The 13223-nt window shown below is 44.2% G+C and carries 12 protein-coding genes; 4 read left to right on the forward strand and 8 right to left on the reverse strand.

Annotation, left to right across the window (positions count from 1 at the left end):
* Positions 1 to 180: 180 nt before the first annotated feature.
* Positions 181 to 984: a sterol desaturase family protein gene (locus K08M4_RS07440; protein ID WP_086049419.1), complete on the reverse strand. Its 804-nt coding sequence runs from the start codon at positions 982 to 984 to the stop codon at positions 181 to 183.
* 68 nt (positions 985 to 1052) lie between these two features.
* On the opposite strand from K08M4_RS07440, the gene K08M4_RS07445 reads away from it, so the two are divergent.
* Both K08M4_RS07445 and nagK read left to right on the forward strand, forming a co-directional pair.
* A complete protein-coding gene (locus K08M4_RS07445) occupies positions 1053 to 1799 on the forward strand; it encodes a tRNA-uridine aminocarboxypropyltransferase (protein WP_086049420.1) in 747 nt (248 codons plus the stop codon).
* Between the two features lie 163 nt (positions 1800 to 1962).
* A complete protein-coding gene (gene nagK / locus K08M4_RS07450; protein ID WP_086049421.1) occupies positions 1963 to 2871 on the forward strand; it encodes an N-acetylglucosamine kinase in 909 nt (302 codons plus the stop codon).
* Positions 2872 to 3072: 201 nt separating this feature from the next.
* Here the strand turns inward: nagK and K08M4_RS07455 are convergent, their stop codons facing one another.
* From K08M4_RS07455 to K08M4_RS07480, 6 genes are all read right to left on the reverse strand, one after another.
* Positions 3073 to 3339 (reverse strand): DUF2960 family protein, encoded by a 267-nt coding sequence (locus K08M4_RS07455; protein WP_004733780.1) that lies wholly within the window; start codon positions 3337 to 3339, stop codon positions 3073 to 3075.
* Between the two features lie 303 nt (positions 3340 to 3642).
* Complete coding sequence (locus K08M4_RS07460) at positions 3643 to 5460, reverse strand: bifunctional molybdopterin-guanine dinucleotide biosynthesis adaptor protein MobB/molybdopterin molybdotransferase MoeA (RefSeq protein WP_086049422.1); 1818 nt, start codon at positions 5458 to 5460, stop codon at positions 3643 to 3645.
* Positions 5460 to 6044 carry a molybdenum cofactor guanylyltransferase MobA gene (gene mobA, locus K08M4_RS07465; protein WP_086049423.1) on the reverse strand — a complete coding sequence of 195 codons (585 nt, stop codon included), beginning with the start codon at positions 6042 to 6044 and terminating at the stop codon, positions 5460 to 5462. Before mobA ends, K08M4_RS07460 begins: the two co-directional genes overlap by 1 nt.
* The gene (locus K08M4_RS07470; RefSeq protein ID WP_086049424.1) at positions 6022 to 6741 is read right to left on the reverse strand and encodes an energy-coupling factor ABC transporter ATP-binding protein; all 720 of its coding nucleotides are present in this window, start codon (positions 6739 to 6741) and stop codon (positions 6022 to 6024) included. Before K08M4_RS07470 ends, mobA begins: the two co-directional genes overlap by 23 nt.
* A 10-nt stretch (positions 6742 to 6751) precedes the next feature.
* Entirely contained in the window at positions 6752 to 7450 is a 699-nt protein-coding gene (locus tag K08M4_RS07475; protein ID WP_086049425.1) for an ABC transporter permease, read from the reverse strand.
* 148 nt (positions 7451 to 7598) lie between these two features.
* Positions 7599 to 8405 carry an ABC transporter substrate-binding protein gene (locus K08M4_RS07480; protein WP_086049426.1) on the reverse strand — a complete coding sequence of 269 codons (807 nt, stop codon included), beginning with the start codon at positions 8403 to 8405 and terminating at the stop codon, positions 7599 to 7601.
* Positions 8406 to 8708: 303 nt separating this feature from the next.
* Between K08M4_RS07480 and K08M4_RS07485 the strand changes: the two genes are divergently transcribed.
* Both K08M4_RS07485 and K08M4_RS07490 read left to right on the forward strand, forming a co-directional pair.
* Positions 8709 to 10172, forward strand: coding sequence for a sigma-54-dependent transcriptional regulator (locus tag K08M4_RS07485; protein WP_086049427.1), 1464 nt, complete (start codon positions 8709 to 8711; stop codon positions 10170 to 10172).
* On the forward strand, positions 10162 to 12189 hold the full coding sequence (locus tag K08M4_RS07490; protein WP_086049428.1) for a sensor histidine kinase: 2028 nt from the start codon (positions 10162 to 10164) through the stop codon (positions 12187 to 12189). The genes K08M4_RS07485 and K08M4_RS07490 overlap by 11 nt, the downstream gene beginning before the upstream one ends.
* A 145-nt stretch (positions 12190 to 12334) precedes the next feature.
* On the opposite strand, the gene K08M4_RS07495 is transcribed toward K08M4_RS07490, so the two are convergent.
* Positions 12335 to 13222 (reverse strand): mechanosensitive ion channel family protein, encoded by an 888-nt coding sequence (locus tag K08M4_RS07495; protein ID WP_009846738.1) that lies wholly within the window; start codon positions 13220 to 13222, stop codon positions 12335 to 12337.
* Between the last annotated feature and the right edge of the window lies 1 nt (position 13223).

Here is a 13223-nt window from a genome sequence, read left to right on the forward strand (position 1 = left end):
TGTTTGAGTAAATGAGTGGGCTGAGTTAAGCCGGACAGCACAAGGGTTGAAGCACTAGCTACGCCTAAACTCCTATTGATACAAAAACGCCCTTAAGTTTTCACAAGAATCTAAGGGCGTTTTTGGGGAATTAAGTAAGTTCGATCTCAATACAAGCTTGAAACTCAGGTGTATTAGAACCTAGTCTTTCGTTGCAGGGAATCGTGCAAATGGCTGACGTAGCATCAGATCTAACCGTTGTTCTTTACCATCTTGTATCTCTGGCACGCCGATATGAACGTTATCATGACCAAGCTTGGGTTGAGCGCGGTAAGTCTTAAACCAAACATCCCACACCGATAAAAAGAAGCCAAAGTTTGAGTGTGTTTCTTTCACGATGACCGAGTGATGAACGCGGTGCATGTCTGGTGTCACAATCACTTTTCTCAATCGCTTATCAATCCACAGTGGCAGACGCGCATTGCTGTGGTTAAACATCGCACTGGCATTAAGAACAATTTCAAAGATAACGACCGCGATGACAGGTACACCAAGCACGATCACCAAACTCACTTTAATCAGCATTGAAAGGATCATTTCAATTGGATGAAAACGAGTTCCGGTTGTGACATCAATATCGAGATCCGCATGATGAACTCGGTGTAATTTCCATAGCCATGAAACACGATGAAACACCAAGTGTTGCAGGTAAATAGCGCAATCTAACAGTAAAACACAGATCAGAATGGTGAGTTCTTTCGGAAGTGACAGGGTATTGAACAGACCCCATTGGTGTTCTTGTGCGATAACCGCCGCTTGAAATGCTGCGATTGGAATTAGAGTGGCTAATAGAAAGCTGTTCAAAGCAACCAACGCAAAGTTGTTACCCCAGCGAAACCATTTGCTTTGAGTCAGTGTTTTCCGGGGAAATCGGTACTCCCAAAGCGCACACAATCCAAAAACGACAATAAAACAAACAAGGCGAAGCAGGGATGGGTCTTGCATGGGGATTCCTTCTATCATTCTAAGGACACTGTAAGTACAATCGTGCCACTTTTCTAGATCTATCGTTATTGTCCATGAGAATCCACGCTTTTCACCGTTTATATCAACATCGTTTGTCCATTGCTACCAAACCGTTTAACGCGCGCGGGTGTAAAGTGGTTCGATGTGAGTTCTGTAAAATCAAACAAGACAGCTGTATCTGTGCACATCAACCAGACGTAAATACGAACGTCGCGACTATGTTGATCTTGTCAGACAACGAAATATTAAAACCAAGTAACACTGGTCGATTGATTCTCGATACAGTAAAAGACAGTTACGCTTACCTATGGCATCGCACAGAGCCAAATCAAGAAATGTTGGATGTCTTAAAAGATGACAACTATCAAGCTGTTGTAGTGTTCCCCGAAGACTATACAGATGACAAATCGCGCGTGGTTCAAAACCTGCCACAAATGCGTGACCCAAACAAAACACTATTGCTGATCTTTATTGATGGTAGCTGGCGCGAGGCTCGTCGAATTTTTCGTCGCTCAGAATATCTGCAAGATTTACCTGTGTTATCGATTGAGCCTGAGTCAGTTTCTCAATACATGATGCGAAAGTCAGACAACGAACAACATCTTTCGACAGCCGAAGTGGCGAGCTTGGTTTTGAAACAGGCTGGTGAAGAGCAGGGTGCCAAGACTTTACAACTATGGTTTGAGACATTTCGGGAAAGTTACATGTTAAGTAAGACACGTTATAAGTCGGATCCAACCAAACCAAGCCTGAATGCTTTCATAGATCATACTAAAAGTGAGACGTCACTCTAACCTTTAACCGCTTTGTGCTGACTTGTTGTTCAAACAAACTCAAACACGGGATAAGTTTGTCATCTATCACGGTTTGTAGGGGGAGTGTTATGGATAATGCTCTTTAGTTGTTTATTTACAAAAATTTATTTGCCCGAATTTAGGGAAAAATTGGAGAGATTTCATGTATTACGGCTTCGATGTTGGCGGCACAAAGATTGAGTTTGGTGCGTTCAATGAAAAACTTGAGCGAGTAGCGACAGAACGCGTACCAACGCCCACTGAAGATTATCAACTGCTACTTGATACAATTGCCGGTTTGGTAAAGAAGTACGACAACGAATTTTCTTGCGAAGGCAAAATTGGTCTTGGGCTTCCTGGAATGGAAGATGCTGACGACGGCACAATGTTGGTTGTTAACGTACCAGCTTCAACAGGGAAACCACTACGCAAAGACTTAGAAGCACTGATTGGTCGTAGCGTGAAAATTGAAAATGATGCGAACTGTTTTGCGCTTTCAGAAGCGTGGGATGATGAGCTTAAAGATGAACCATCAGTAGCAGGCCTAATTTTAGGTACTGGCTTTGGTGGCGGTTTAGTTTACGAAGGCAAAGTATTCTCTGGCCGTAATCACGTTGCAGGTGAGTTAGGCCATATGCGTCTTCCTCTTGATGCTTGGTTCCACCTTGGCGACAACGCACCTCTGTTAGGTTGTGGTTGTGGCAAGAAAGGTTGTTTAGACAGCTATTTATCAGGTCGTGGCTTCGAACTGATTTACGAGCACTACTTCGGTGAGAAGAAGAAAGCGATTGAGATCATCCAGGCTTACAATGAAGGTGAAGCACAAGCCGCTGAACACGTAGACCGTTTCATGGAACTACTGGCTATATGTTTTGCGAACCTGTTTACGGGTCTTGACCCACATGTAGTTGCTCTGGGTGGTGGTCTTTCAAACTTCGAACTTATCTACGAAGAAATGCCAAAGCGTATTCCTAAATATCTGTTGTCTGTAGCGAAATGTCCGAAGATCATCAAAGCGAAACACGGTGATTCAGGCGGTGTTCGTGGCGCTGCATTCCTTAACATTAAGTAATCGTTACTTACGTTAAGATAGTTAAGGTTAGATAGTCAAAAGCATAAATAAAAATGCCGCAATCTCGAAAGAGGTTGCGGCATTTTTTATTGTTCGGTGTTTTCGTTTCTTTAGCTCTTAACTTCTTAGCTTTTAACTCTTAACTCTAAAGTGAAAACGAAAAGCTAGAAGCTACAGATCGAGAAAAATAAGCCAGAGGGCTTACTTCTTCTTTTTACCAACACCAAGGTTGTCTTTTTGCTTCAACGTAAGCTTAGTAAAGCCAAGCTTGCGGAAATAGTTATCTTGGTAGTTACGAACCGCTTTAGTATCAGAAATAAACTCAAGCTGTTGCTCAGTTTTTAGGTACTCAGTGATGTCGATACCTTCGGCTGCAGCGACAGCTTCTTGGATCGTGCGGTGTTCTTGTTTTGAAAACAGTAACTCTTTGTCTTCGTCTTTGTAAGTGTACAGAATGGTACGAGCCATGGTGCTCTCCAATAGAATTATTACTTTGCGCGCACTCTACATAAAAACAGTACGTGGCTCAAGGTTATGATAAAAAATCTTAAGATTATCGTTCTAAACGTTTGGCGTCATTTAAGCTTTTGTCTTTAAGGAAACGAACAGGTTGTTTTTCACGAAACAAACACAAAAGAAAGCCCCTCAACATCGAAAGCTCGATAGAAGGGGCTTCATCTATGTCTTGGCGAAGATCTTCCAAAGCAATTAAAAAGCAGCTAAGTTAATTAAAGATCTGGTAAGTCAATTTAGGTCTCATTGAACCTTAAATTAAACACGCCCTTGAAGAGGAATGATCGTCACTGTTTCGCCGACTTTCACGGTATCAACCGCTGGCGAGATTTCGATTAAGCAGTTCGCTTCGCTCATTGAACGTAGAATACCTGAACCTTGCTTACCGGTTGTTTTTACTTCAAGCACGCCTGATTCGTTCATTGAGAACACACCACGGCTGAACTCAGTACGACCTTGACGAGAACGTAATTGCTCAGTTGCTATCGCGTTCGCTTTCACTGGTGTCCAGTTAGTTTGACCTTGTAGCTTGCGGATTGCAGGTTCTACAAAGTTAATGAACGACACCATCACGGCTACTGGGTTGCCCGGTAAACCGAAGAAAGGTTTGTCTTCAATTTTTCCGTAAGCAAGAGGGCGACCTGGACGCATGTTGATACGCCAGAAGTTAATCTCGCCCAGCTTATCTAACGCGAGTTTGATGTAGTCAGCATCACCAACAGACACGCCACCAGACGTCAGAACCATATCAGTTTCTAAAGAAGCAGAATGCAGTACATCCATCATCTTTTGTTCGTCATCTTCAATGATGCCGTAATCGACGATGTCACAGCCGAGCTTTTGAAGCATGCCAATAATCGTAAAACGGTTCGAGTCGTAGATAGAGTTTGGTTTTTGCTCGCTACCCGGCGCCTGAACTTCATCGCCCGTAGAGAACACGCCCACTTTAACTTTACGCAGAACAGGGCAGGTGCCAAAACCTAACGACGCCATCATGCCCATTTCAGGTGCTTCAATGCGGGTGCCTCGTGTAAAGACGGGTTGGCCGATCTCTAAATCTTCACCTGCCATACGGACATTTTGTCCAACAGAAATTTTAGCATCAGGGAAGCGAACTTTGGCGCCATCTTGCACGGCTTGCTCACGCATCACAACAACATCAACGCCATCTGGCATTGGTGCACCCGTCATGATCTTAACAGCTTCACCTTGTTGAACGGTTTTGTCGTAGCTGTGACCAGCCATAACTTCAGCAACAATGTTGTAGCTATCCAATTCAAGATCTTCACTACGAATCGCGTAGCCATCCATTGCAGAATTAGTATTCTGTGGGACGTTGATTGGCGAGATCACATCTTCAGCCAACACACGACCGTAGCCTTGCAGTAATTCAACACTCTCTGTGAGATCAAGCGCGTCAATGCTATCAACAATCTTTTGTTGGCCCTGAGTTACGGTTAAACCTGCAGGAGAGAACGAATCACAACACACGGCAGGCGTGTTGTCTTTTGACTCTGAACACGACGCTGTTTTGTTTCTTGTCGATGAAGAGGCGAATGAGTGAGCATATTTGATAATAAAATCACGAATCGCTTCTAAGTCATTGATCGCCATTTGAGGCAGGTCAGATTCAACGTGGCTATCAGCAGCAATAGCAATGATGTTGTCATCGTTTTGGTACAACCAAGGTTTACCCACTTCATCACGGTGAAGCTCGATTTTAGGGAAAGCAATGTTCTTACAGCCTTCAACCAAAATTAGATCAAGTGTGTTGGTATCAAAGCGAGTCAACAGGTAATCAAAATCGGCTTCCGCTTCTGGAGTCTCAGTCATCATCACGTGACGGTTTCGAGAAGCTATCAGCATTTGATTTGCGCCCGCTTTGCGTAAACGGTAGCTGTCTTTACCCGGCTTATCGACATCGAAATCGTGGTGGGCGTGCTTAAGAACACCGACTTTTAAACCCGCATTAGTCAGCAGAGGCAGCAACGCTTCAAGTACGGTTGTTTTGCCTGTGCCACTGTAAGCAGCAAACCCCAATAGAGGAAGGTTAGGGCGTTGTTTAGAATCTTTCATTATTGAAGCGTTCCGAATTGGGTGAGTTCTTCTGGCGTGTTTAGATTCACAAAGCAGTTAGGAGAATCGCTAAAATCAACGTATTCGGTGACACACTCTTTGTATAGCAAGATAATTTTACGATCACCACGTTCCAAAAACGCTTCTAACTTTGGTAGAACACGTTTGTGGAATAGGGTGAATACTGGTTGCTTAAATTCGCCATCATGCGCGACAAGAATGTCGCTGTCTTCTTTTACTGCTGCACAAAAACGCTCAACAAGGTCGTCACTGATTTGAGGGCTGTCGCAAGGAACAAAGCCTACCCAATCTGTGGTCGCGTTTTTAAGGCCAGCGTGAATCCCACCCAAAGGGCCTGGGTAGTCAGGGAAAGAATCGGACACAACCGGTGCAAATGCTTGGTAACTGTCTAAGTTACGGTTGGCATTGATGCTAATGCTGACATCTTGTTGAGACAGCTTGTTTATAACGTATTGAATAAGCGGAGAACCGTTGAGCTCAACGAGTCCTTTATCTTTTCCGCCCATACGGCTGGCTTGTCCGCCAGCCAAAATAACCCAACTAGTTTGCGTTGGAAGCAGCATAAATATTCTCTTGTGCTTTATCTTTCTGAATAACTTGCAGAAGCGGCGATTCGGTCAAAGTATTGTCTTTGATCCACCATTGCTTCTTACATAAGTCGGTTAACGCGTTAGTTTGGTGACTAGTAATGACTAAACTTGCGCCTCTCTGAAGAAGATCTTCGGCCATAATCACCAATCTTTCAATAGATTCTTTGTCTAAAGAAGCACTTGGTTCATCCATAAGTAAAATTGAAGGCTTAAGAATCCAAGCTCGTGCCATTGCAACGCGTTGGCGCTCACCACCAGACAACACAGAAATGTGCTCATCTGCCAGGGTTTCTAAACCTACCATTCTCAACGCATTAATTATTTGAGCTCGCTTATCTTTTTGACTCTCTTTATTAAAGCGAATGCCATAAGCGACATTTTGGTACACCGAACCATCAAAAAGATAAGGGGTTTGATGCAGATAAATGATGTCTTTGAATTTGAGCCTAGGGAATAGGCTCTGCTGCCAGTTTTGTGTCGGAGACTGAATGCGGCCAGAACTTGGCTGAATCAATCCAGATAATATTTTAAGTAGAGTCGTTTTACCCACGCCATTATCCCCTTTGAGGTAAATGGCATCGTTAGGGCCGATTGACAATTCAGGGATATGGAACAAAACACGCTCTTTGTAGCGCATTGAAATCTGCTGCGTTGTTATTTTTATACTCATGACAGCGTTCCTAAGTTCTCAAGTAGCCTTTTCCTCTCACACTGGAAAGGAAAAAGTTAAGGGCTAATGCCAATGCTAATAAAACCATACCAAGTGCCACACCTTGAGCGAATGCGCCTTTGTGGCTTTCCATTGCGATAGCTGTTGGGATATTTCTTGTCATCCCCATAATGTTGCCACCAACCATCATTGAACAACCAACCTCAGTGACGATACGAGAAAAGGCAGCGATAGTTGCAGCTAAAAGAGGGAAGCGCGTTTCCCAAATTAAGGTACATGCCACACGTGTTGTTGATACGCCAAGCGTGCGCGCCGTTTCAACCGCTCGGCGGTCACTGGCCTGCAGAGCACCGTGCATCATCGCAACTAGGATAGGAAAACAGATCAGCATCTGACCTAAAATCATCGCCTTTTGGGTAAACAGCAATTGCCAATCACCGAGCGGGCCGGAACGAGAAAGCATCATGTACATCAACAAACCAATAACCACAGTCGGTATCGCTTGTAGGGTGTTGATCACCGATAACAATGCCCATTTCCCGGGGAACTCAGTATAAGCCAATAAGAAAGCCAAAAGGATTGCAGGAACAATCACTAATGAGATGGCGGACAAAGATACGCTGAAGGATACCGCGACGATTTGCCACAATTCGTGGTCAAAACTCACGAGTAGGTTCATTGCATCAATCGTTGTTTGCCATAGGGTCATGATGTATCTCGTTTAAAGCGACAATAAGTCTTAAAAAGTAATGCTGATATTTGGGTAATAGCTGACACTGGATTAATGATACGGGGTGAGTCAGCTATTCATTGTTTTCGAGTTCACTATTCACCCTGTAAGAATAGTGCAATGACGACTACTCTGCGCTAGCAACAAACAGTTGTTTACCGTGAAGTTTAAAGTCGTTAATCAGCTTCTGACCTTTAGGGTTAACCAGCCAATCACTGAATACTTTCGCTGCTTGGTAGTTGATGCTTGGGTAGCGTTCTGGGTTAACAAGAATCACTTGGTAAGGGTTAAATAGGTTTTTGTCGCCTTGGAACAACACTTTAAGGTCAAGTTTGTTTTGGTAAGCCAACCAAGTACCACGGTCTGTCATGGTGTAGCCTTGCATTTCAGACGCCATATTCAGAGTTGGGCCCATTCCTTGACCAACGCTGCGATAGCCGCCGAAGTTTGGCTCCATATTAGTTTGCGCCCAAATACCCATCTCTTTCTTATGAGTACCAGAGTCGTCCCCACGAGAAACAAACGTCACGTTGTTGTTCGCGATTGCTTTAAACACATCAGCCACTGCTTTTTGAGATTCAATCTTCGCAGGATCGCTTTGTGGGCCAACGATAACAAAATCGTTGTACATCAGCTTACGAGGTAAAACGCCGTAACCCTTTTCAACGAAATTCGCTTCTGCCTTTGGTGCATGGGTCATAACCAAATCAACATCGCCGTTTTCACCCATGCGAAGTGATTTACCTGTACCTGCTGCGAGAACATCGACCTTAATACCAGAGTCTTTTTCGAACTCAGGTAACAAGTAGTCCAGTAAGCCTGAGTGGTAGGTACTTGTGGTTGTTGCCAATTTGATATGAGTGATGTCTTCTGCGCTACTAGCCGTGTAACTGACGATAGATAGAGCTGCAATAGTTAGAGGAATTGCTTTCATTATTACTATGTCCATTTTGTTATAAATGAATGACATGCCTCCATTTTTAAAGGGCTCGAAGAAGGGCATGTGCATAAGACGCTAATTGCTGTAATTAGGAATCTACACCTTATAAGCAATCTTAATGCCAATAAATAGTGCATCAGATTTCATTAAATTGCTGTTATTTCAAACGAAACTGCGTCATTTACCCCGTTAAAATAAATCAAAACATGAGCTAGGACAAAATGTCGCACATTGCCCCTGTCGTACAAAAGGTTAATTGGTACACTCTGTCCCAACTTTCCCCAGCGGCTAATCATTATGTCTTTACCTAGTTCACCTGCATCGAACCTAAACCCCAGCACATTGACTCAATATCAAGCATTTTCCGTCTTGGTCGTGGACGATGAAGTTGGGATGCAGGCTATTCTAAAGAAAGCTCTGGGTAAGTTCTTTGGCAAGGTATCGAGTGCCGGATCCGTTGAAGAAGCAGAAATACTGCGTTCGAGCGAGCACTTTGATCTGATCGTTCTTGATATCAACCTGCCAGGACGTTCTGGTATTGAGTGGGAAGAAGCGTTTAACGACAACGACAAACGTGCCGATGTTATTTTCATGACTGGCTATGCCGATCTAGAGATGACCATATCCGCGCTTAAGCTTGGCGCTTCAGATTTCATTCTTAAGCCGTTCAACTTAGAACAGATGATACAAGCTGTTCTACGTTGTATGGATAAGCGACTTGATCAAAGAATGCAATACGCGTTGAAGCGTGATGTTAGCCGTCATATCAAGACGGAGTTGATTGGTAATTCAGACAAAACTAAGCAGCTTAAATTGCTGATCAGTCAATTCGCACCGTCTCGAGCATCAGTGCTTATAGAAGGTGAGTCGGGTACAGGTAAAGAGTTAGTTGCTCGTGGTGTACATGAAGCCAGCAAAAGAACAGGGCCATTCGTGCCAATCAACTGTGGCGCAATTGCGCCTGAACTTCTAGAAAGTGAGCTATTCGGGCATACCTCTGGCGCATTTACCGGCGCTAAGAAAAACCGTGAAGGTCTATTCAGAGTCGCAAGTGGCGGTACCTTGTTCCTCGATGAAATCGGTGAAATGCCACTGCCAATGCAAGCAGCGCTGTTGCGTGTGTTAGAGCAACGCACTATTCGTCCTGTCGGTAGCGAGAAAGAAATTGCTGTTGACGTACGAGTAGTGGCAGCGACTAACCGAAACCTTCAAGAAGAGGTCGAAAAAGGGCACTTCCGTCGCGATCTGTTCTACCGACTCAATGTGCTTAAAATCGATGTTGTGCCATTAAGAGAACGTCCATCGGATCTGATTGAGCTAGTTCCATATTTCACTCGTTTGTTATCTACTGAGCTGGGTGTGCCCATCCCAAACTGGGCGCATGAAGATATTTTGGCGATGAATGAATACGAATGGCCAGGCAATATCCGTGAACTAAAGAACTTAGTTGAAAGATGCATTCTTTTAGACAAGCCACCAGCGCACTATTGGCGCGAAATTAATGGCGATCCTGCGCCCACCTGCATTTCAGTGACGGTGTCACATGGTGCGGAAATACCAAACTTGAATAACGTAGACGCTGCTGAGGGTTACCCAAACACTTGGACACTCAAGGAAGTAGAAAAATCTCACATCGAACAACTGGTGAGTTTCCATGATGGTAACAAATCTGCAGCAGCGAGAGATCTCGGTGTGGCGCGTAAAACACTAGAGCGTAAGTACAAAGATTGGAACACAGAAGGCTCTGAATATGCCGATTAGACGTCATTGGTGGACTAAGTGGGCGTTCCGGTTCAAAACCATGGTGCGTTATCGTCTGTTATTTTTGACGTCAGCGCCGATCATCTTAACGTTATGTGCTCTGGTTGCGATCACTTTGTATTGGTCGGTTCATTATACGTGGCAGGGGGCATTGATCGATGTTGATGAGCGTTTGGATGTTGCCGACAACAGTATCCATCTCATTCAAAACCAACAGGCCTACAACGTTCAAGCATTTGCTGAGTCTTATAACTTCCGACTAAAGCTCACGAGTGATATTCCTCAAAAAGAGCTCACTCGTTGGGTCTCTGAAAACAAATCTCGCTATGAACTCGATTTTTTGCGTTGGCGAAGCGTTGAGAGTATGAAAAAAAAGCTTGAATACCTCAACCTAACACACAAAGAGTCATTCTTTAGTGTATTGAGCAAAAATGAACTCAACGATCTAGACCAAAACCTAGCAAGGCAAGCCGAAGTTCCAATGCTCAATAGCCAAAACGTTGAAACTCGGGGTTTGGTTAGCCGCACCGTTGTGTCGATTCGAGATGAGAATGACCAAGTAATTGGCTTTCTAGACGGTGGTATCCTACTCAACAACAGTACTCAGTTAGTTGATCAGATCAGCAACTTGATCTATCCGCAACGTGATGGTTTTAACCGCCGTATTGGTACGGTTACCGTATTCCTTGATGATCTGCGCGTTAGCACTAATGTGCCATTAAGCAGTGAAGAAAGTGCGGGGCGCGCAATAGGCACTCGCGTTTCGCATGAGGTTCACTCAAAAGTGTTAAACGAGGGCAAAGAGTGGTTGGATCGTGCTTACGTTTACGACGCTTGGTACATCACCGCGTATCAACCAATTCATGACCAATTCGATAACGTCATCGGCATGCTTTATACCGGCTATCTAATCTGGCCACTCGTAGAGACGTATCTGACTAACCTTGGTGAAATCAGCATCACCATCATATTACTGCTGTTAGCTTCAGGTTTGATCGTACACCGTGGTGCACGCGATCTTTTCAACCCAATTGAACGAATCCATAAAGTTGTAAAGCTCGTCCAAATGGGGCAAGACAAGCGAATCGGAACGTTGGGTTTGGATGATCAACACGAACTTACGTTGCTTGCGAAACAGTTCGACAAAATGTTAGATCTGCTCCACGAGCGTAATCAAGAGATTCAACAAGCGGCGTCTGAACTCGAATGTAAGGTTCACTCTCGTACCGCCAGTTTGAAAGAGAAAACTGAAGAACTCGAACTGCACATCCAGCTTCTCAACCAAGCTAGAGATAAGCTGGTAGTCAACGAAAAATTAGCCGCGTTAGGTGAGTTAACCGCAGGTATTGCTCATGAAATCAATAACCCGACAGCCGTAATTCTTGGCAACGTTGAACTAATGAAGTTTGAACTCGGCGATGAAATGAGCCGTGTAGACGAAGAAGTCCACGCCATTATGGAGCAGATTGACCGAATCCGAAATATCACACGAAGCTTGCTTCAATACAGTCGACACGGCGGTGTACAAGACGAAATTACGTGGCAACATATCAATCCAATAGTGGATGAAAGTATTACGCTCGTAAAAACAGGCGCGAAAAAGAAAGGCATTGTCTACGTATCACAACTGCATGCTAAAACGTCTGTCGAAGTTAACCGCAACCAATTGCTGCAAATTCTAGTGAACCTGCAAATGAACGCGATTCACGCGATGGACGGACAGGGCACATTGACTATCTCAAGTGAAGACTGGGTTGAAAATGGTGTGTCTCATGGTGCGATCGTTCATGTTGAAGATGAGGGCTGTGGTATTAAGGAAGAACAACTGAAACGTATTTTCTCGCCTTTCTATACCACCAAAAGAGACGGCACAGGCTTAGGTTTGTCCGTTTCTCAAAGTATTTTGAGCCAAACGGGTGGCGAAATACGAGTTGAATCCGAAGTAGGTAAAGGAAGTCGCTTTAGTATCTATCTTCAGCAAAAAGCCACACCGCAGTTGTTGGTGTCTAACCTTTAATCAAAGTTTGAACCACAAAGACATAAAAAAACACCTCCGCACTTAAGGTAAGTTCGGAGGTGTTTTTATTTATGGCTAATCATTTGAAATGAATACAAGCCATTTCAAACGATTACGAGCGCCCAAAACATGAAAAGCGTTAAGCCTAATGCGCTGCCACTGAAATCTTCGGTGGGTTGATGTTGTGCTTCTTAAACTCTTTCATCACACGCAGGGTAATGTCGGTTTCAAACAATTTCTCATACGCGGTGTCCACCACATAAGCCTTACACGTCAACTGTATCGCTAGGTAGTTGTCGGTAATCGTCTGTTTAACCAGAACCGTTACAGGCTTTGGTAAGTGTATGTAACGACTTGAAGACGCGGCTTCTTGAATCAGGTCGCGGGCTAGGGTGATGTCTTCATTCATACCGACGTAAAACGGAATCACCACTTGCATGTCCAATGCGCCATAGTTACCACTGGTGGTCACTTCATTTAAGAACTTGTTATTCGGGATCGTAATGATGTCGTCATTTAGGGTTCTCATTCGAACAGAACGTAAACCAATGGTAATGATGTCACCATAGTTACCTTCAAACGTGACGCGGTCACCAACTTGAAAGGGTCTGTCAATCATCACAGTGATGCCAGCGATAAACGATGCTGCCAAGTCTTTAAGCGCAAAGCCGACCGACACGGCGAGGGTACCACCAATCAAAGCTAAGATTTGGTCGTTGATTCTAAAGCTCATCATGAACACGATAAGACCGGTGCTGACGTAGATAAAGAACTGAGTAAACGATTGCAGCTTTTGTAGCAGCATTCGATATTGCACGAACTGACTACCAAAACTGGTCACCAACGAATTGATGAACTTGAGCAACAACCACATTGCGGCAATAACGATCATGGAGAAGAACACGCCGCTCCATCGCACCAAGCTCGCTATCTTAGATATGTTTTCTACGTTAGCTAACTCTTCCGTCGCAAAGGTCGGGAAACTGACAGCACTTGCCAAGCCAACAAATAGTAGGATAAATAACTTCTTCATT

The sequence above is a fragment of the Vibrio syngnathi genome, assembly GCF_002119525.1.
In the GTDB taxonomy this organism is placed as follows: domain Bacteria; phylum Pseudomonadota; class Gammaproteobacteria; order Enterobacterales; family Vibrionaceae; genus Vibrio; species Vibrio syngnathi.

What these genes read in the sequence shown, in the direction of transcription:
- K08M4_RS07440 (WP_086049419.1), bottom strand. Translation starts at nt 984, where the DNA reads ATGCAAGACCCATCCCTGCTTCGCCTTGTTTGTTTTATTGTCGTTTTT.
- nagK (WP_086049421.1), top strand. Translation starts at nt 1,963, where the DNA reads ATGTATTACGGCTTCGATGTTGGCGGCACAAAGATTGAGTTTGGTGCG.
- K08M4_RS07455 (WP_004733780.1), bottom strand. Translation starts at nt 3,339, where the DNA reads ATGGCTCGTACCATTCTGTACACTTACAAAGACGAAGACAAAGAGTTA.
- K08M4_RS07460 (WP_086049422.1), bottom strand. Translation starts at nt 5,460, where the DNA reads ATGAAAGATTCTAAACAACGCCCTAACCTTCCTCTATTGGGGTTTGCT.
- mobA (WP_086049423.1), bottom strand. Translation starts at nt 6,044, where the DNA reads ATGCTGCTTCCAACGCAAACTAGTTGGGTTATTTTGGCTGGCGGACAA.
- K08M4_RS07470 (WP_086049424.1), bottom strand. Translation starts at nt 6,741, where the DNA reads ATGAGTATAAAAATAACAACGCAGCAGATTTCAATGCGCTACAAAGAG.
- K08M4_RS07475 (WP_086049425.1), bottom strand. Translation starts at nt 7,450, where the DNA reads ATGACCCTATGGCAAACAACGATTGATGCAATGAACCTACTCGTGAGT.
- K08M4_RS07480 (WP_086049426.1), bottom strand. Translation starts at nt 8,405, where the DNA reads ATGAAAGCAATTCCTCTAACTATTGCAGCTCTATCTATCGTCAGTTAC.
- K08M4_RS07485 (WP_086049427.1), top strand. Translation starts at nt 8,709, where the DNA reads ATGTCTTTACCTAGTTCACCTGCATCGAACCTAAACCCCAGCACATTG.
- K08M4_RS07490 (WP_086049428.1), top strand. Translation starts at nt 10,162, where the DNA reads ATGCCGATTAGACGTCATTGGTGGACTAAGTGGGCGTTCCGGTTCAAA.
- K08M4_RS07495 (WP_009846738.1), bottom strand. Translation starts at nt 13,222, where the DNA reads ATGAAGAAGTTATTTATCCTACTATTTGTTGGCTTGGCAAGTGCTGTC.